This window comes from Paenibacillus pinisoli (assembly GCF_003605435.1).
GTDB classification, from domain to species: Bacteria; Bacillota; Bacilli; order Paenibacillales; family Paenibacillaceae; genus Pristimantibacillus; species Pristimantibacillus pinisoli.
Genome location: NZ_QXQB01000005.1, coordinates 1 through 17,096, shown reverse-complemented (window position 1 = coordinate 17,096; position 17,096 = coordinate 1). Strand labels below are relative to the sequence as shown.

Here is a 17,096-nt window from a genome sequence, read left to right as displayed (position 1 = left end):
TCAGATCATAATGGATGTGCCCTATGCTTGCCCCGCTTTTGGAGTGATTTCATTTTGAGGTTTACCAGTGCAATACCAATAATAATTAGAATGAGCCCCACCACCATCTTGGCAGTAATCGTTTCTCCTAAAAAGAGAACGCTGATCACGATTGCAATAAGCGGCACCAGAAAATTAAACGATCCGATTTTGCCGGCTTCGCCCGATCTGACAAGCAGAAAGAAAACGAGCCAGGCCAAGGCCGTGCAGAAGATTGCAATAACCGACAACATCGAGATGAACGTCTGGTTCCACACGATATCCGTCCAATTTTCAACGGTTGTTCCCGCAATCAATAATACAATTCCGCCAAAGATCATCTGAAGAGTGGTCAACCAGAGCGCATCTACTTTGGCAGATGTTTTCTTCATATAAATCGTACCGAATGTCCATGTAATCGTACTTGCCAAACCGAGCAAGATTCCAATGGTCGAAATATGGCCTGAGCCATCGTTTAGGCTGATAACGGCGACTCCTATGAAGCCTAATATCAAGCCGGTGATTTTGAAGCCGTTCATGGATTCTCCTAACCACAGCCAACCTCCGATTCCGAGCAGAACGGGCTGCATGAACACGATCGTTGAGAATAAACCGGCAGGCATCATACTCAGCCCGAACGTTTGAAATCCAAAAAAGAGAATGATATTCAGCAACCCGGAGATTAGGTAAATATGCCAAGTACGCTTCAGATTCAGATTTCTATAACGTGGTAAAGCGAAAAACAGCAAAATGAGACCTCCAATCGTGATTCTCAAGCCGGCGAAAAGCAACGGCGTCGCGAATTCGAGCGCATATTTGGAAAGCGGCCAGTTCACCCCCCACATGGCAACTAAAAAGGTTAATAGAAAAAAGGTTTGTGTTCTCGAAAGCTGCATGTATATTCAAGCTCCTTTCAATGATGTGTTTACAATGGTACAGTAGAACAATAGATAAATAAAATGCATGTTTATTATGAAGGAGATAACATAATTGTTATGACACATTCGCAATTGATGTTGTTTGTCAAAATCGTCGAGACTGGCAGCTTTACTAAAGCTGGAGAGCAATTAAACATGACACAGCCTGCCGTAAGCCGCGCTATCTCAACGCTTGAAGCGGAATTAGGAGTCACTCTCTTGATACGGGAACGAAAAAGCGGCGTTATTCTCACCGATATTGGCAAGCGCCTGCTTGCCATATTCAGAGAGATTTTGAACGGGTACAATAAGGTGGAACAAGAAGTAACTGCTGAAAAAGGGTTTGAAGTCGGCACCATTCGTGTCGGGGTATTCCCGATTGTGTCCGCACACTTTTTGCCAAAAATATTGCGGAGGATTGCGGATAAGCATCCTGGCCTTACATTCGAACTTTACGAAGGGAATATCGACGAGATTAAGAATTGGCTGTATTCCAGAATAATCGATGTCGGCTGGATCATTCCGCCGGGCAACGAACTTGACACGATCCCGTTCTTCCGAGATGAATTATGTCTGATCCATCGGGATGATCATCCATTGCAAAGCAAACAAACCATTCATATTACAGATTTGGACAATGAACCTATGATTGTGTGCAAAGGCGGATTTGTAACGCCTATTTCCGAGCTGTTCAAGCAATACGGAGCCACTTTGCATGCCAAATATAACGGCCACAATATCAACACGGCGTTGGGCATGATTCAAGAAGGGTTAGGCGTCTCGATTGTATCGAAAACCTCTTTGTCGCTATCCACTCTTCCGCCTAATGTCCGTATCCGGACCATTGATCCCGAGCCCTTTAGAGACATTCATTTGGCGGTACCTTCAATAAAAGAGGCTTCACACGGAGTGAAATTATTTCTTCAGACTGCAAGAGAGCTATATTTATCCGTGGACCGAAATTTCTGATAGGAAATTTAAACAATATGAAGTACTGACGTTGAGGAGGTTCCTGGAAAATGCACGTTGTAGTAACGAAATATAATAAGTCATGGAGTAAGATGTTCGACGAAGAATCGCTCCGAATAAAACGAATCTTTGGCGATACACATAACCCCAAAATAGAAACAGCGACAGCCAAAGGACGAGATACTACTGTCCTGGCTGCCGCTATTCCAAAATTCCTAATCGGAAGTCTGTGATCGTGAAAGAACTCGTTTCAAATAATCCCTTGCTCGTTTGTTTATTATAAAAAAACAGCTCAATAAAATGATAGCAAGCATGGGCAGCTTCGGATCCATTGATTTAAAAAAATTATATACCGCTGGACCGAAATATCTGCCAAGAGAAAACATCAAAGCAGTCCAAATGAACGCACAGGAATAAGAAATCAATGCGAATCTTTTAAAAGAAAAACGATTGATTCCAATGAATACGGGCAGAATATATCGGACAACCGGAATTAATAAACCCAGACACATTGCGATATTCCCATAGTTATAAGAGATTGCTTCTGTTTTTTTAAAATAACGGTTCGATTGAAATTTACCGTTAAACTTCTCTCCAAAAAGTCTACCCAAGAAATAAGCTATTGTTATAGCTGTAATATAACCAATAAAAATAGAGCCATACAACATCCATGGATTCAAATTCTCGTTGTTGCTTAAAAATCCCCCTGTTAAAAGAGTGATCTCATTAGGGACTGGGATGCCAAAAGGTCCTAGGCAAAATGCAAGAAAGAAAATGAAATAACCATAATGATTGAACAACTGTACAATAAAATCACTAATCATGCTCATCACACCCTCGCAATAAGTTTGATGAGTTCATGTTAGTATAGAATTCTTAGTTGCTTATTGTAGTAATTCTGAAGAAATTATGAAGATACGATCCAATCTGTATCCTCACTTATTGCTTATTGGAAGCTCCCAGCTTGGCAGCATGGATCCCCACAATGATCAGCCACGCAATGTCGGCCAGGATTAAGAAACGTCCATACAATCCAGCCAGAACCTCAGGCCCGAATTGCCCATCTTGCGGAATTTGAAGCACAAATACGAGCATGGCGACGATTGCAATAACCGAGCTTGTGAGCAGCACTTTCTTCATAGGTTTCCAAGCATCAAGGCGGCATAATGAAAGAGTGATTAACAATGCGGCTGCCGGCGTATAATCCAGCATCGCTCCAATAGAGTGCATGCTGCCGCTAAAAGTTGCTTCATCCGGACTAATGGAGATGGGATCGGTCACGAAAATGCCCGCGATTATTACACCTATTGCACTGATTCCTAGAATGACAAGTCCAATGTATCCCGTGACCGTACGAATATGCGGAAAAATCGTAATCGCCACGCTAATTTGAGCAATAGCCAACAACCCAAAAGCCAAGTGCATCATCCAACCAAAATTGCCTAGGGCATATTCGCTAATAAAACGCCATGTCGGATCAAATTCAGGCTGCAGCAAATGAAGAATACTAAGGAGTAAAATGAACAAGGCTCCTGATAAGATCGACACAAGCGCAAATCTGGAAGCAGTCGCCGTTAAAGGTTTTGCAATGATTATCTGCTTAGCCACTATTCAACCCTCCTGTTGTCGAGACTCTCACCATCGCGGGCAATATCTCTTATGATTTAAAATCAACTACAGCCTTTGCCAATACATTAGGAGCCATCATAACAGCAGAATGGTCTTGACCGGCAAGTGAACGTACAGTTGCCTGTGGCAGCATCTCGACAAGCGCACGTGCTGCGTCATGGAAGAGAGGCTCGCTGTTTTCCCCCGTCACAATCAATATTGGAACGTCAATGCTCCATCTGTTGGCTGGAAGCGGGTTCCCGGACTGGGTTGTTCCCATAATCTGTCCATCATAAGCAAGCGTATGTGCCAGAGACTCCATCTTGCTCCAAGAAGGGTCCGCCTTCATGTAACCGATGTATTCAGCTGGAATACCTAGAGCCTCAGAGGCGAAGTATTCGACGGCTTCCGATCTATTCCCGGTTTTGATCAATGAATTCAATTGTTCCACATAGTCACTTGGCACGGGCTTGCGGCTATCGTTGATAATGAACGGCGGCTCGTACAAATAGAGCTTTGCGACTCGATTCCCAAGCAAGCTTGCTGCCTCAAGTGCCAATACAGCTCCGGAAGAGCTGCCGAACAGGCAAGCCTGTCCCCCTGCGCCTTCAATCAGTGCATCGATATCCTCCACTTCTCTTGCGACTGCGTAAGGAGCGGTATCCGAACTGCGGCCACGGCCACGACGATCGTAATTGTATACGGTATAATGAGCTGACAAGTGCTCGGCTAACTGCGAAGCATCTTGATGGTCAGCGGCTGCCGAAGAAATCAAGATGAGCGCGGGTCCAGTCCCTTGTTTGGTATAAGCAATCTTTGTTCCATCCTTTGAAGTAACAGTCTCCATCGTAGCATTGCCTCCCATTAGATTTTCTAAGTATTCTTCCAGTCTGTCGTAGGCATCCGTAAATCCTTCAATCATCCCCATTGCTTCTGCATGGTCCAATTGTTCGGCGGTAGCAAATTGTGTGACGATGCTAATCCTTGTACACCCGCTTTTCCCCTCGAACAATACGGTCGTGTACATTTCGCTATCCGGTACCATATTCCACTCACTGTCGGCAAAAGTGTCTGTATATACCAGTTTGTGCGGCGCTTCTACTTCATCATAGAGGGCTCTACAGTAAGCCTCTTCTCCGCTATTGTCATCCGCTTTTAAGCTGTATCGCCACACTCCGCCTGGCCGCACATCCATTTCATATACGGTTGTCGTCCATCCTTTCGGTCCCCACCATTTTGTTATATGTTTGGGTTCTGTCCAGCCTTCCCATGCAAGCTGAGCAGGTAATGCAACGTTCCGTTCGACAGTGAGCTCTCTACGCTCTCGGTTTTTACGAATGGTTGTTTTTCTTTTCATCTGCAGTCATCCTTTTCAGGTAGTTTTCAAGCTGTTGATACCTGTTATAGATCCTCCTTCTTCTTGTAATCCAGCATATACTCCTCAAAGCTGTCGAGACGTTCTTCCCATAGAATGCTGAAGGAATCAAACCATTCATCCAGTTCTTGGAACGGCGCCGCTTCGAGACTGTAGATTCGCAGCTGCGCTTTGCTGCGTGAGCGCACCATCCCTGCCTCGCTCAATATGCGTAAATGGCGGGATACATGCGGCTGGCTGATGCCTAGGGCTTGGACGATTTCCCCTACCGATTTGGGTCCTTTTTTAAGCAACTCAACAATGTTGAATCGATTTGGCTCGGCAAGAGTGAGCAACGTTAACTGCATGGCTGATGTTCTCATGTTCATAATATACATATATGTGTATATACACGTCAAGATATATAAAGAGCATTTTATAGTATTAAAGCAAATAAAAAACTCCTAGTGCTTATAGGAGCTTTGGCATGTCTTCAGTTATAGCGTTCATCTAACTTCAAATTTCTTCATATGCGCTCATTGATTTTGATCAACAAGCTCTTTAAGACTTGCCTCTCCTCTTCGGTAAGGACTTGGACGATTTCTTCCTCTACCTTTTGGAATGAGTCTTGAAACTCTTCAATCAATTCAACGGCTTTTGGCAATACATATATATTTTTTTGACGTTCATTATTAGCCGGGATTTTGCGCTCGATGAACCCTTTCTGCTCTAGACCTTGAAGCATGGTTGTAATGCTGGCTCCACGCAGATGAAAACGATCGGCAAGATCCTTTTGAATAATATGATTATTTTGATTCTGGTAAATGTAGTCGATTACTTTCCCTTGTTGAGCGTTTAACCCTAGTTCCTTTATACTCTCGTCTGCTCTTTTCTTTAACTTAAGACCGATAATTTGGAACAAATCCAGATAAGGCGTATCCTTCCGGGCTTGCATGATCATCCCTCCTCCGATTGTTAGAAGCCTAATTGTATGCAAATTAACTATACAGCGATCCAATAGTCATGTCAAATAAATATTAGCTTCTTGACAGTTAGTTTTCTAATAGTTATACTCCGAATTGTTGGATGACAAACACTTGGGAGGAATTCTGATGGATAAAATAACTCAACATGCTGCGTTAGAACAAGTAACTGCGATTACGAATGTACGTATCTTCGATGGAGAGCAAATGATTCCACACAGACATGTTGTCATTAAAGGGGAATCCATTATTTCAGTAGGCGGAGAGCTTCCGGCCGATGCAACGATTATTGATGGAGAAAATGCAACTTTAATGCCTGGTCTCATAGATGCGCATGTCCATACCTCTATCGGCGGGCTGCGAGATGCCTTACAATTCGGCGTGACAACAGAACTCGAAATGAACGGCGATTTTACTAAAAGAGGCCGCGAGATTCAGTTGAAAAATGTGAATGACGTCGCAGACGTCCGTTCTGCTGGCACGGCGATCACCGCTCCAGGCGGACACCCGGATGAATTACTGCCTGATGGAGATGAAATACCGGAGTTTGTATTAAAGGAACTTGCGAAGTTATCGGAGGAAGACCGGGAAGCCATGTTGGCCGCCTACGCTCACGATCACGAAGAGATACCGCAAGTGACGACGGTACAAGAAGCGATTAAACATGTGCATACCCAATTGGAGAATGGAGCCGACTATATTAAAATCATGATTGAAGAAGGAACGGTCATGGGTGCACCGGGCTTGCCTGTCCTGCACGGCGAGATTCTAAAAGCAGCCGTGGCAGAAGCCCACAAGTGCGATAAGCTGGTTATCGCCCACGTCTTGACGGCTCTTACATCGCAAGAAGCTATCGATTATGGAGTCGACGGTTTGGGCCACTTGTTTATCGACAGACCCGATTTCACGTCCGATTTAGTGAAATCCATAGCGGATTCAGGCGCTTTTGTTATACCGTGTCTGGTATTAAATTCATCGATTATTGGAAATCCGGCATCGGAATTGGCCAATGATCCGCGTGTTCACTCCAAATTAAGCTCGGACTGGATCGGGATCTTGAACTCCAGCTTCAATACGTTTCCGCAAGGCAATATGGAAAACAGCTATAAGAATGTGATGGACCTTCACCGTGCCGGAGTTGATATTCTGGTAGGCACAGATGTCGCACCGGTTCCCGTACCGAACCTTGGCGGCCTTGCTCATGGAGCCAGCGTCCACCATGAAATGCAACTGCTGGTGAAGGCCGGGTTCACTCCGATCGAAGCTCTTCAGTCGGCTACTGCCAAGCCTGCCCGTTGCTTTGGCCTTCATGATCGCGGACGCATTGCCGAAGGTGCGCGCGCTGATCTTATTCTCGTAAACGGTGATCCGACCACTACGATATCCGATACGTTGTCGATCAAATCTGTGTGGCTCAATGGTTCGCTGCAACTAGGTTAATCATATTAACTCGTGCCAAAGCAGCTTGGATAATACTAGCAAGTATATATGTTGATGCCTCACTTTAGGAAAAGGCGATTGTTTCTCGGAAATTACCAAGAAACAATCGCCAATACATCAGTATAATATCATAGATTCATAGATATATAGCCCAGGTGTCTGCGACAAATAATGTGTCCTGTCCATGCCCTGCCCTCCCCATTAAACGTTAGGCTAGATGGAAAATAAATGACGGATGCAGAATGTCCCAGGATGCTCCTCAACATTTACGGCGCGGTGAATTGAAATAAATACGCCTGTTCATGAGCAAATTGCAGATGATCTGCCACATTCCGATACCAGACCGATTCCGGCGACAACTCCACAAACTCTGCAGGGGGCATTCGTCTTACGCCAACCTTGAATCCTTGCCCGAAGAAAGCTGCCGCAATATCGTCCAGCGTATGCTCTTGCATCGGAACTGCCGAGTTGGCATTAATCCGTTCCTTGATCATAGGGAAGCTGGAGTTATTGGGGTAATCCGCATATGTGGCATAATAGACGCCTCCTGATTTCAAAGCCGCCTTCATCTTCCGCGCATGCTCCTCCAAATCAGGAAGCAAATAGATAACCGCCAAGCTGAACGCGATATCAAAACGCGGTCCGAATTGGTCCGGGCTATCCGTCAGTAGATAATCAATCGGCAGATCGCCTTTCCTGCTATTCGCCAGCTCAATGGAGCGGGTCGCCAGGTCGGTGCCGACTGCTTCCCGGAATGGTCTAAGCTCATGCAGCAGTCTCAGAAAGCCCCCCTGATTGCATCCAAAATCAAGCACGCTGCAATCGCGCAAATCCTGTTCGGGAATAAACCGGAGCACTTTCCTCCAATGGGGCAAATGAGTTTCCTCCATGCTCTGATCGCCTTCCTGCCACCATACGTCATAAAATGGTTCTTTCTTCATCCTCCTGCTCCTCCTTGCGTGGTATTATAAATCGTTTTGCTGCCGCGGCTTTGGCGCCTCCTGACTTCGCAGCTGTCAAAGCGATACAGCCGGCGACAATCAAGATGCCGCCTATAATTGTCGCAGCATCAGGCGTCTCGCTCCAAAACAAATATCCGAACATGGCGTTAAGCATCAACCCAAAGTAACTGACTACCTGGACGACAACGGCGCTTTCATGGGTGAACGCTTTGGTCAAAAACAATTGTCCGATCAATGAAACAATGCCGATCAGCAAGAGCAGCACAAGCTCCCGAGTGTCTGGCATCACAAATAGATGCACAAACGGGAGAGCGACAAGCGAAGATGTCACTGTAAAATAGAATACAATCTCGTAAGCCGAATGCTTCTGGCTTAAATAGCGAATCGAAATGCTCGCTGCTGCGGAGAACAATGCGCTGAGCAGGCCGACAAGCGCGTAAGCGGAATAACTGGAGTAGGCTCCAGGCTTCAGCAGGATGAAAGCGCCCAGAAAGATGATCAGAAGCATCGCCTTCGCTCTCGCGCTCAGCTTTTCCTTCAAAAACAGAGCCGACAGCAGAATGACAAAGATAGGGGCGAGCTGTGCCAGTATGCTGGCATCGGTTAAGGGCAGCTTAGCTAGCGTGAAGAAAAATGCCAGCATATAAAGACCTCCCATCATCCCGCGAAAGACCAGCATAGGAATGCCTTTCCTGGAGAATGCGATCTGTTGGTGCCGCATCAAGGCAACAACCAGAATCGTCCCGATTAATCCGCGGAAAAAAGCAATTTCAGCAGCGGGAATCGTTCCGCTGACCTCCTTGACCAGCGCGTTCATGACGCTGAATACAAAGGCGGACAGCAATGCCATTAGTACACCGTTTTTCATGGCTACCTCTATTATCCTTGCAGATGATTCTGCATATATTTCAACCTCATGATCTGGATCTGATATCAAGCGCATCGCGCAATCCGTCGCTTAACAGGTTGCAGGCAAGCACAACAATCAGGATGCAAAGCCCGGGATAGACCATCAGCTCCGGGGCTGTCTGGAAGTATGGGCGGCCATCGCTGAGCATCGCTCCCCATTCTGGCGAAGGCGGCTGCGCGCCAAGCCCGAGATACGAAAGGGCCGAGATGAGCAGGATCGTCTTGCCTACGTCTGCTGCCGCCATAATTGCGGCCGGAGAATAGACCTGCCTTAGCAAATGCAGCCTTACTATCGTCCACTTACCGCTGCCGGATACGATGGAAGCCAGTATATAATCCTTGTTGCGTTCGGTTAGCACGATTCCCCGGACTAGCCGTGCATAACCGATCCACTTCACGGCTGCAATGGCGATAATCACATTCGTCAGACCCGGTCCCAGAAAGCCTGCGACTGCAATGGCAAGCAAAAACTCCGGAAGCGCTCCCGCCCCATCGGCCAGACGCATGAGGAAGGCGTCAGCCCGCCTGCTCGCAAACCCTGCAATAAGCCCCACTGGCACGCCGATTGCCACTACGATGAAGCTAGCCAGTAGAGATAATCCTAGCGTCGCGGAGGTACCCGCCATCAATCTGGAGAATATACATCGCCCCAGATGATCTGTGCCTAGAGGGTAAGTCAAGCTCGGCGATTGCAGCCGCTCCGACATCTGGATCAGCAGCGGATCGTTCAGCACCAGCCATGGACTGAACAATGCAACCAGCAGCACGACGGCACCAATACCCGCTCCTGCGCACAACATCGGACTCCGTTGCATCATGCGCCAGTTCCTACTCCGTTTCTCACCGGCAGGTGCCGAATCTGGCATGATGACGTTCTTCATAAGCCCTGCCCCTTCCCATGACGTATCCGGGGATCAAGCAACCCAAGCCCAATATCCGACATCCAGTTGGCCAAGCCAATAAACAGGCCTGTGAGCAGAATATAGCCTTGAATGACGGGATAGTTCCGTTGGGTTATAGCCTCCATTGCCATACTGCCAAGCCCGGGCCATCCGAACAGCGATTCCGTAACGACAGAGCCAGCCATCAATGCCCCCATGCTCATGCCCATTATCGACACGACAGGCAGTAAGGCTGCCTGCAGCGCATGTCTGAACAGGATTCGCCACTCTGCGATCCCCCTTGCTCTGGCAGCCCGGATATATTCCTGAGACAGCGTGTCCAGCAAGCCCGCGCGCAGCAGACGGATATATTCAGGCGCCATGACAAAACCCAGGGTGATGGAGGGAAGAATCAAGTGGGCGATCGTTCCTCCGCCCATCATCGGCAGCCAGTTCAGCTTGTAGGAGAACAGATAGATGAGCAGCAAGCCTAGCCAGAAGCTTGGCATGGATGAGCCTAGCAGTGCAAACATCCTGCTGATATGATCAGGCAGGCGATTCTGAAATTTGGCCGCCAGCATTCCAAGAGGCAGCGCTATTATGATTAGAGCCAGAACCGAGCCAGCCATCAGCCTCACTGTTGCGGGAAGGCGTTCGATCAGCAAATGCCATACATCCCGATTCGTCGTATACGACTTTCCCAGGTCGAGCTGCGCAACGCCTGCAAGCCACACGCCGTATTGCTGGTATAACGGCATATCGAGACCTAGTTTCTCGCGGACTTCACGCTGATCCTCTTCTGTTACAGCCCCCTCATCCGCCTTCAGAATAGTTCGAACAGGATCTCCCGGAGCCAGCTTCATTAGAATAAACGTAATCATGCTGAGTACAACGAGCATCAGCATGAGCTGAAGCAGCCTGGTTGCTGCGTGCTTCAGCATTTCACTTCACATCCAGCTGATTGGTCACAATATAGAACTCCTCTGCTCCCGGGCTCCAATCTGTAATTCTGCTATTCACCCCGACCAGGATATTCGGATTAATAATAAATGAATGCACTTTTGCTTCATTGATTATTCGCACCGCTTCGCGCGTAAGCTGGTTGCGCTTCTCAACCTCGCCGGTTGCATTAAGCTCCTTAAGAACGGGCTCAAGTCCGTTAACTTGAACGTTTGCTGCATTTGACGAACCCCCGGGAAGGTAAGCGGCATTCAGGAATGATCCTCCGTCTCCGCGCGGTGAGGTCAAATAGCTGGAGGTTGACAGGTCCCAGTCCGAATGATCCAAAATATACACATCCGGGAATTCAGCGGAAACAATTTCGATGGCGATCCCGGCTTTTGCCGCTTCGGACTGCACAATGAGCGGGATAAGCGGCAGCTCGGGATTGATGCCGGAGAAAGCAACCAGCTTCAGAACGAGCGGCTGACCGTTCTTCGTAAGCTTTCCGTCTGCATTCGGTTTGTATCCTGCGCTCTCCAGCAGCCTTAGCGCTTCACTCTGATTCAGCTTCTGATACTCGCCCTGATTGCCGAATGGAAGGTTTGGGTTGAAAGGGCCGTTGGCTGGCAGAGCATGTCCAAGCATAATATTCTGTACAATCGTATCGCGGTCGATCAGCATATCGATCGCCTTCCTTACTTTAACATCGGCAACGTTTGAGCTCTTCGGATTGTAAGTGAAATAATGCGTGCGAAGGCTCGTTACCGATTGCACCGCCAGCTGCGGATCCGCTTCAATCGCAGCTAGCGCTTCCGGAGCCAGATGGTAGACGATATCCGCTTGTTTGGACTGGAAGGCCAGTGTCCGAACGTTGGCGTCTGCGTTGAATTGAAATTTGACTGTATTCAGCTTCGCAATACCGTCCCAGTAACCTTCATAACGTTCAAGCGATATTTCTTGCCCTGGAATAAACTGAACGACCTTGAACGGTCCGGTTCCGACAGGCGCCTTGTTGAACGCTTCCTTGCCTGCTTCCTTCTCTGCCGTTACGCTTATGATGCTTGCCGTCGGATGGACGAGCTCTGTCGGGAAGGCTGGGTGAGGCTCCTTCGTCTTGAAGATCAGCTCCTGTCCGCTTGCTTCAATGGATGCAAGCCTGAGACCGGCTGCAAGCGCCCCGCTATCGGCAATTCCGCGCTCGAAGGAAGCTTTTGCCGCCGCCGCATCCAGCTTTGTGCCATCATGGAAGGTGATCCCCTCGCGCAGCGTAAAGCTCCAGGTCAGCTCATCCTTCGCTTCCCAGCTTGATGCCAGCCAAGGTGCCACCTCCATCCTCTCATTCAGCCGCACAAGCGTTTCGGTTACGCCTGCCCTTAATGCGATCCATTCGTTATGCGGGTCCATCGTCTCATTCGGCAAGCTGTGTATGATGGTTGCTTTTTTGCTGCCGTCCTGTCCAGCTGACGCGTCTTTATCGGTACTGCATCCAGCCATCAGCATAATCAGGCATATCAACATAAGTGACAACGAATTTCTGCCTTGTATCTGGGGTTGACTATTCATAGCTAGCCCTCCGATTTCTCATTCATTCCCAATTTTTCTTCCATTCTGTCTGGAATGTAAAGCTGTAATCGCCTCTGCATGCTCTTCGGTTTCATCCCTGAAAAGATCAGGATGTATATGGTCTCTGCCTGCTTGCTCAATAAATGCATGGAGCTTATGCTCGAATATCTCAATTAGTGAAAGCGCATGCAGCATTGGAAACCCTAACCTCTCCCCTACAGCATGCAGCAGCTTCAGCCGCTTATAGTCCTCATAAGGAATGCGCGGAATGGTCCAATATCCGTCCTTTTTTCTTGCTTGTTGGTAGGCAATGGCGGAAAAATCGGCATACCTCCCTCCTTCATCCGGTTCGGAGAAGGGATCGATTAAGATGGACGAGTAGCGAATATACAGCAAATATTGCTGTTTAATCTCATCTGCAACGGGGAATGTCTCGATATCCTCCCTCGACAACGTTTCTTCATGGACAGGGTAATTATCGTCATTCAGAAATTTCAACAGATTCAGCGGCTGTACACCCAACAAGCGAAGCAAAACGGAAATTTCCTTCCAGAGCAGAACCATGGTTCGAATCGTATGCTGGCTAATCGGTCCTTCAGGGTAAAGCTTATACAGAAATTTGCGAGAGCTGTGCTGTCCGAACACTTCGTATAACGAGAATTCATTCATAAAAAAGGGCGGATGCACGTAGGTCGTAATGCTTCTGCTTTCCGCTTCCAGCGGAGTAGGAACGATCTCGCAACGTATATGTTGCGATTCAAGAAATGCTTGGATGAGAGGAAGAACGGAGCTATTCGCATGATTAGACGAGATAGATACTTTGCGCTTGAGACCGTTTACAACTGTTTTGAGCACAGTAGATTGATCGGAGGGAAACCTAGATGAAGCATAATAAGTGGAGAAGCTTATCAATTCAATCGATGTGGCTTGTCTGTTAAGCACGCTTTGCACAAGAAGATTGGAGCCGATTCCAGGAGAGATGAGAATAATCGTCCGGACTTGCCGCATCCCTGCCAGCATCAGCTCCCGAATCGCTTCCAAGTAGCTGTCCCCTGGCGTACAAAACACAATCGTATTCCATATATCCTCTATACCCGCGTATCCATTGTAAAAGCGGAACAACTGCGCTTCGCCAGACAGATGACTTGCTCTTGGCACCTGCATGTCGACAGCAATTCGGCAGCCTTGCTCGTGGAGCTCTCTAGCAACCTTGTCAGCGTGGGTGCCTGTACGATTCAACAAACCTATTAATGCGGAACGTCTGCTCCAGTCTATGGCTACATGAATGCCCGCTGGCCCTGCGCCAATGACTAGCGTATTGCCGAACGGCGTGTTCAATCTCTGGCTCATCGCTGCATCGCCTCCGCTTCCTTGATTCCTCTTCGCTGAAGCATAACCGTATCATAGATTCTCTTGCTCTCAACAATGGAAGTAATCTCCCACTCATCGGACAGATCCAGCTCCAGCGGGAAATTAAAGATCGACTTCAATCCATTGCCGTACCTTACAATGATTTTGGTCTCCGCACGGGCGGCATCCTTCAGTTCTGCCAGCAGCTGTGGCTTATTGCCGACCAGGGATGCCACGACCACATGGGTTGCCTTCTCCAGGAAGATAATGCCGGACTCGTAGCTTCCGGAGAACATTAACTTGCTGCCAAGCCCTGCCTTCTCCGCCACTCTTTGCCCTAGCGCCACCGCTTCTTCATCCGTATCCAGGCAAAAAACCTCGGCACCGCTCTCTCGAGCCATGGTCAAAGCCGATACTGGAAAAGCGCCCGAGCCGATAAACAAAATCCGCGATGTACTTTCCATGCCGAACATTCCAAGCTCTTGTCGGACGTTAGCCGAGAGTATCGACAGATATTCGCTTACATTCATTTTCTGCTCAAGCACTTGGCAAGACTGATACTTCTCCAGCCTGCAGAGCGCTTGGTTGGAAGCGGAACGCAGCTTCTCGCCATGCAGCCTGATTTCTTCGCGGTGTCCCCACTCTCCCCACAATGCTTCGCTTTCGTCGGAGGTCATAAAGCTGCATAAGGCATCAAGCTTGTGCTGCAGCAGCTCATAACATTCCGAGCATTCTTCCGAATAAGCCTTTAACCTATGAATCTCATACTCAAAAGATTGCAGGGCAAGCAATAAAGCGTACTTCTGCTTCAAACATTTTCCCTCCATTTCATCAGTTTTTCGGTAAAATAGCACAAAAAATCCATTTTACAAACGGAATTATACACCAATTCAATGGGGATGAAATGACTCGAAAGAGTCATTTCAGTAGCATGTCAACGCAAAAAAATCTGACTCACCCTAGGAGTGAACCAGACTAATTAGAGTTATCATGTCCCGCTTGTCAAAAGCATGCAGAGGAAATGAGAAGACGGGTATAGGAGGCACGATTGCGGTCCCACATCTTCTCCTTGGGGAATTGCTCTACAACCGCGCCATCCTTCATGACCATGATTCGATCGCTCATTTGTTCAATAACGGCAATATCATGAGAGATGAACAGAAAGGAGAGGGACAGCTCCCTTTGAAGCTGCTTCAACATGCGGAGAACTTGGGATTGAACGGTCACATCCAGACTAGTGGTTGTCTCATCGCAGACAAGCAGCTTAGGCCTGAGGCTAATTCCTCTAGCGATGGCCACCCGTTGGCGCTGGCCTCCGCTTAGCTCATGCGGATACCGGTCCAAATATTCCGGTCCCAGCTCGACCATTTCGAACAAGCGGGCAGCCGTGCTGCGCCTGTTGCCCTTTACATCCGATAGGAAAGGAGGTGTTTCTTCCGGAAAGTTGTCAAGAGGCTCCATCACCGAGCGCCAGACCGGCAGACGGTCATTAAGCGATGCGGAAGGGTCTTGGAATACGGCTTGAATCAACCGCCGCTTCCTTCTAAGCTCCTTCGGGCTTATTGCGAATAGCGAGCTTCCCTCCATTCTAATATCTCCCTGATCCGGTCGATCGAGTGCCAGTATCAGCCTGGCTACGGTGCTCTTGCCGCAGCCGCTCTCGCCTGCCAGCCCCAGACATTCTCCTTCTCGGATTATAAAAGACACATTTTGCACAGCCTTGACTGCTCCGCCAGTACCCGCATATGACTTGGATAACCGGTCTACCTCTAACAAAGAATGCATGAACCTCACCCCTCCTTGTCCAAATTCAATGCTCATTTTAGCTCGCTGCTTACGTTTGTTTATGAATATAGAGGGGGTGCATCCAGTCTTGGACAAGCGTCCAGCAGCATCTTTGTATAGGGATGTTGGGGACTGCTCCGGATCTGTGCAGTGTCTCCCTGCTCTACGATTCTTCCTTCCCTCATCACTCCGATTCGGCTTGAATGCTTCAATACATGCCGCAGATCATGGGAAATAAATAGAACGGAGCATCCTGTCCGGCTTTGAAGGCGAGAAATCAACTCCAATATCCGGTCGCCTGTCAGAACGTCTAATGCCGTAGTCGGTTCATCTGCAATCACTAGTGAAGGCTCCAGCATCAAAGCCGCAGCGATCGCCGCCCTCTGGCGCTGCCCGCCGCTAAGCTGGAACGGGTAACTCCCATAGATGCGTTCCGCTGGCAATGCCGCTTGATCCAGCCAGTAATACACCATATCCTTTGCAGCGCGCCGCGAGAGATCACGGTGTGAGCGAACCATCTCGTTCAATTGCCCGCCAATGGTAAAGAACGGAGTAAAGCTTCCCTGATAGTTCTGAAAGATCCATCCGATTTGCGTTCCCCTCAGCTTCGCCCTGGTTTTCTCCGGCCATGACTGCACCTCTTCGCCATGAAAAAAGATATGTCCGCTTGCCACGCGGATCGACTTAGGCAACAAACCTGCAATCGCGCTTGCCGTCATACTTTTTCCGCTGCCGCTTTCACCTACCAGCGCAAAAGTCTCACCCTGTGCAATTGAGAATGAAACCTCGTGGACCAAAGGACGGATAGTCTTATCTTTATATACATTAATTTGGAGGCGTTCCACATTAAGCACTTGCCCGCTTGCCCTCGCTATTTGGATATCGGTGCTTCGCATGATCATCTTTAACGCCTCCATTTATAGTCATTTGGCTTACAAGGTGATATAGAAACTTGCTCTTATAATTCGACTTTCTTTTTCCATTTCCTTTGAGTTTGCAAAAAATAAGGAAACTCTCCCAAGAGCACTTAGTTGTGCTTCATCAACGTAAAAAAAACGGAGTCTGGTGGTTGTGTTGTAGTCAACGTTAAATACTTGGAAGAATCGCCAAGGTCGAAAAAGTTGTGCCGCGCACCGTTAATCGTTTGAAGGTGCGTCTCTCCGTCATCTAACGATGACTTTTAAGACTGTCTCGTGTGAGACGAGAAACTCGTCTTAGAGCGTGTGTCTGGGTGGAATTGGTGCTGTATGCCGGGAAACTCGGGTTACAGTATGTGTGCTGGGAGGAATGGACTTCTGTCAAGAAAGTAGACACCAATTAAGCGACCTGTTGTTGCTCATAGTACCTTTTTTCGCGCAAATGTGGAGTTAAGTAACCGATTGAAGAATGAATACGGATGCGATTGTATTCCAACT

The 17,096-nt window shown here is 48.1% G+C and carries 17 protein-coding genes; 2 read left to right on the top strand and 15 right to left on the bottom strand.

The window, feature by feature from the left end; genetic code table 11:
• Positions 1-5 precede the first annotated feature (5 nt).
• Positions 6-914, bottom strand: coding sequence for a DMT family transporter (locus D3P09_RS20995; protein WP_120113390.1), 909 nt, complete (start codon positions 912-914; stop codon positions 6-8).
• Positions 915-1,013: 99 nt separating this feature from the next.
• Between D3P09_RS20995 and D3P09_RS20990 the strand changes: the two genes are divergently transcribed.
• On the top strand, positions 1,014-1,904 hold the full coding sequence (locus D3P09_RS20990) for a LysR family transcriptional regulator (RefSeq protein WP_120113389.1): 891 nt from the start codon (positions 1,014-1,016) through the stop codon (positions 1,902-1,904).
• Between the two features lie 215 nt (positions 1,905-2,119).
• Here D3P09_RS20990 and D3P09_RS20980 read toward each other — a convergent pair whose 3' ends face one another.
• The 5 genes from D3P09_RS20980 to D3P09_RS20960 form a co-directional block, all read right to left on the bottom strand.
• A complete protein-coding gene (locus D3P09_RS20980) occupies positions 2,120-2,728 on the bottom strand; it encodes a DedA family protein (protein WP_120113387.1) in 609 nt (202 codons plus the stop codon).
• A gap of 115 nt (positions 2,729-2,843) precedes the next feature.
• The gene (locus D3P09_RS20975) at positions 2,844-3,512 is read right to left on the bottom strand and encodes a DUF998 domain-containing protein (protein ID WP_120113386.1); all 669 of its coding nucleotides are present in this window, start codon (positions 3,510-3,512) and stop codon (positions 2,844-2,846) included.
• A gap of 49 nt (positions 3,513-3,561) precedes the next feature.
• Positions 3,562-4,869, bottom strand: coding sequence for an alpha/beta fold hydrolase (locus D3P09_RS28225; protein ID WP_120113385.1), 1,308 nt, complete (start codon positions 4,867-4,869; stop codon positions 3,562-3,564).
• Positions 4,870-4,913: 44 nt separating this feature from the next.
• Positions 4,914-5,234, bottom strand: a complete 321-nt coding sequence (locus tag D3P09_RS20965) for an ArsR/SmtB family transcription factor (protein ID WP_120113384.1) — start codon at positions 5,232-5,234, stop codon at positions 4,914-4,916.
• Positions 5,235-5,392: 158 nt separating this feature from the next.
• Positions 5,393-5,821, bottom strand: coding sequence for a MarR family winged helix-turn-helix transcriptional regulator (locus D3P09_RS20960; protein ID WP_120113383.1), 429 nt, complete (start codon positions 5,819-5,821; stop codon positions 5,393-5,395).
• A 157-nt stretch (positions 5,822-5,978) separates the two neighbouring features.
• Here D3P09_RS20960 and D3P09_RS20955 point away from each other — a divergent pair, with 157 nt between their 5' ends.
• Positions 5,979-7,289: an amidohydrolase family protein gene (locus D3P09_RS20955; RefSeq protein ID WP_120113382.1), complete on the top strand. Its 1,311-nt coding sequence runs from the start codon at positions 5,979-5,981 to the stop codon at positions 7,287-7,289.
• 266 nt (positions 7,290-7,555) lie between these two features.
• On the opposite strand, the gene D3P09_RS20950 is transcribed toward D3P09_RS20955, so the two are convergent.
• The 9 genes from D3P09_RS20950 to D3P09_RS20910 all read right to left on the bottom strand — a co-directional run bounded on the left by D3P09_RS20950 (position 7,556) and on the right by D3P09_RS20910 (position 16,583).
• On the bottom strand, positions 7,556-8,230 hold the full coding sequence (locus D3P09_RS20950; protein WP_120113381.1) for a class I SAM-dependent methyltransferase: 675 nt from the start codon (positions 8,228-8,230) through the stop codon (positions 7,556-7,558).
• Entirely contained in the window at positions 8,208-9,119 is a 912-nt protein-coding gene (locus D3P09_RS20945; RefSeq protein WP_279387141.1) for a DMT family transporter, read from the bottom strand. The genes D3P09_RS20950 and D3P09_RS20945 overlap by 23 nt, the downstream gene beginning before the upstream one ends.
• Before the next feature lie 46 nt (positions 9,120-9,165).
• Entirely contained in the window at positions 9,166-10,041 is an 876-nt protein-coding gene (gene nikC / locus D3P09_RS20940; protein WP_243644357.1) for a nickel transporter permease, read from the bottom strand.
• Positions 10,038-10,982 (bottom strand): nickel ABC transporter permease, encoded by a 945-nt coding sequence (nikB, locus tag D3P09_RS20935; protein WP_120113380.1) that lies wholly within the window; start codon positions 10,980-10,982, stop codon positions 10,038-10,040. The genes nikC and nikB overlap by 4 nt, the downstream gene beginning before the upstream one ends.
• 1 nt (position 10,983) lies before the next feature.
• Positions 10,984-12,546, bottom strand: coding sequence for a nickel ABC transporter substrate-binding protein (nikA, locus tag D3P09_RS20930; RefSeq protein WP_120113379.1), 1,563 nt, complete (start codon positions 12,544-12,546; stop codon positions 10,984-10,986).
• An 18-nt stretch (positions 12,547-12,564) separates the two neighbouring features.
• The gene (locus D3P09_RS20925) at positions 12,565-13,896 is read right to left on the bottom strand and encodes an opine metallophore biosynthesis dehydrogenase (protein ID WP_120113378.1); all 1,332 of its coding nucleotides are present in this window, start codon (positions 13,894-13,896) and stop codon (positions 12,565-12,567) included.
• Complete coding sequence (locus D3P09_RS20920; protein ID WP_120113377.1) at positions 13,893-14,708, bottom strand: nicotianamine synthase family protein; 816 nt, start codon at positions 14,706-14,708, stop codon at positions 13,893-13,895. The genes D3P09_RS20925 and D3P09_RS20920 overlap by 4 nt, the downstream gene beginning before the upstream one ends.
• Positions 14,709-14,898: 190 nt before the next feature.
• Complete coding sequence (locus D3P09_RS20915) at positions 14,899-15,681, bottom strand: ATP-binding cassette domain-containing protein (protein WP_120113376.1); 783 nt, start codon at positions 15,679-15,681, stop codon at positions 14,899-14,901.
• A 59-nt stretch (positions 15,682-15,740) separates the two neighbouring features.
• Positions 15,741-16,583, bottom strand: coding sequence for an ATP-binding cassette domain-containing protein (locus D3P09_RS20910; RefSeq protein WP_165867523.1), 843 nt, complete (start codon positions 16,581-16,583; stop codon positions 15,741-15,743).
• Between the last annotated feature and the right edge of the window lie 513 nt (positions 16,584-17,096).